The sequence below is a fragment of the Pseudomonas sp. Sample_24 genome (assembly GCF_004307605.1).
Taxonomy (GTDB): domain Bacteria; phylum Pseudomonadota; class Gammaproteobacteria; order Pseudomonadales; family Pseudomonadaceae; genus Aquipseudomonas.
Genome location: NZ_RCNW01000230.1, coordinates 1 through 2,291 on the forward strand (window position 1 = coordinate 1; position 2,291 = coordinate 2,291).

Below are 2,291 nucleotides of genomic sequence, written 5' to 3' on the forward strand. Positions count from 1 at the left end.
TTCTCGTTCGGGCCGTTGAAGTCCGACAGCAGGGAGTTGGCCAGGTAGATGCCGTTGGTTTCGTGCAGGTAGTCGAAGTACTCGTTACCGTTCACTTCCTGATACGAGAAGGTCAAGGTGTGAGCCTGGTGGGTCAGGCCGAACGACAGCGAGTAAGTATCGTTGTCGATGTCGCCGATCAGCGCCTTGCCTTCTTCCTGAGTTTTGTAATAGTTCAGGCCAGTGGTCAGGCTCAGCACCTGGCTGTCGCCCAGCACGTGGGTAGCGCCGAAGTAGTACTGGTTCCAGATGTCTTCGGCCTGGGTTGCCCAGAGGCTGGTGGTCAGGCTGGAGAATGGGGTGTAGGTGATGCCGCCCGTGTAAATGTGATCGGATTCCACGCGGCCGTTGGCGTATTCCGTACGGAATTTTTGCAGGCTTTGTTCCATACGCGGAGACACGCGATCGAAGGTCGCGATATCAAAGGTCAGGTTTTCCAGCTCCGCGACGTTCAGGCTCACACCCTCGAAACTCGAAGGCAGGGCACGGTTGCCGATGGTGTCGACTTGCGGGCTGCTGTAGCTCTGGCGACCGGCAGTCAGGGTGGAGTTGGAGACGCGCGCCTTGACGTTGGCCAGGCCCAGTTTGCTCCACTGGCCCACCGCATCGCCGCCTTTCTCGGTCAGGGTACGGTTGTTACCCGAGAAGGCGCCGGTCTTCGGCGCGCCACCGTTGCCGGCAGCCAGGTTTTCGCGATCACGTTCCAGTGCAATGGCGTTGTAGGCGGCGACTTCAGTGCTGAAGCCGACCGTGCCCTCGGTGAAGCCCGAGTTGTACTTGAGGATGGTGCCTTGCACCCAGTTGATACGGCGATCGGTTTCCGGCAATGCGCCGTCTTTGCTGTAGCGGAACTTGCCGCCGCGTTTCAGTTGTTCATTGGCGTACCAGTTACGCGTGGTGCCGGTAATCGACTGGCCTTCCACAAAGCCAGTGGCTTCGCTTTGAGCGGATTTTTCTTTCACGGTAACCGGTGTGAAAGCCTGGCTCTGGGTTTCAGCGTAGGCCGTGGCGGTCACGCTGCTGATGGCCAGGGCCAGTATTGCGGTGCTGCTCAGTTTCATGGGTGAAGCTCCTTTTTATTTCTTTTTTTATGCCGTTCTTTTTTGATGAGCGGCTATTGCTTTGGAACTCTTTCACGCAACGCAAACGTTTGCTGCATGCCTTTTGGGCGAATTACGGCAAGGCGCCTGCATGGGGGCGCAGTACGCCCCCAGCGATTCAGCTACACGGTTTTATTTTTCGATGCTGACACCCGAGAAAACGTTACGACCGAAGGGGCTGACCTTGAACCCTTCGATTTTGGCGCTCAACGGCTGATTGACCGTCGAGTGGGCGACTGGCGTGATCGGCACCTGCTGCTTGAGGTACTGCTGCGCCTGTTTGTAGAGGACGGTGCGCTGGTCGCGGTCGGTCACGACCTTGGCTTGCTTGATCAGCTTGTCGTAAGCCGGATCACACCACATGGAATAGTTGTTGCCGCCGATGGCATCGCAGCTGTACAGCGTGCCGAGCCAGTTGTCCGGGTCACCATTGTCACCGGTCCAGCCGATCAGGCTGACGTCGTGCTCGCCATTCTTGGTGCGCTTGATGTACTCGCCCCATTCATAGCTGACGATCTTGACCTTGAGGCCGATTTTCGCCCAGTCAGCCTGGAGCATCTCGGCCATCAACTTGGCGTTTGGGTTGTACGGACGCTGGACGGGCATGGCCCACAAAGTGATCTCGGTGCCTTCCTTGACGCCGGCAGCCTTGAGCAATTCCTTGGCTTTTTCCGGGTTGTAGGCGGCATCCTTGACGGTGTCGTCGTAGGACCACTGGGTTGGCGGCATGGCGTTGACCGCCAGTTGCCCCGCGCCCTGGTAAACGGCGTTGAGAATGCCTTGCTTGTTCACCGCCATGTCCAGCGCCTGACGCACTTCAAGCTGGTCGAACGGTTTGTGGCGCACGTTGTAGGCGATGTAGCCGAGGTTGAAGCCGGGCTTCTCGATCAGTTGCAGCTTGGGGTCGTTCTTCAGCGCGGTGACATCGGCCGGACGCGGATGCAGGGTGATCTGGCACTCGTCGGCCTTGAGTTTCTGCACACGTACCGAAGCGTCGGTGTTGATGGCGAAGATCAGGTTGTCGAGCTTGACGCGCTCAGGCGCCCAGTAATGTTTGTTGCCGGTGTAACGGATGTTCGAGTCTTTCTGATAGCTCTTGAACACGAACGGCCCGGTGCCGATCGGCTTCTGGTTGATGTCGCTCGGCTTGCC

At 58.2% G+C, this 2,291-nt stretch carries 2 protein-coding genes; both read right to left on the minus strand.

Annotated features, from left to right (window positions below; translation table 11 throughout):
- A partial coding sequence (locus D8V06_RS12540; RefSeq protein ID WP_130931053.1) for an OprD family outer membrane porin occupies positions 1–1,100 on the minus strand: 1,100 nt, incomplete at its 3' end.
- Positions 1,101–1,271: 171 nt separating this feature from the next.
- A partial coding sequence (locus D8V06_RS12545; RefSeq protein WP_130931054.1) for an ABC transporter substrate-binding protein occupies positions 1,272–2,291 on the minus strand: 1,020 nt, incomplete at its 5' end.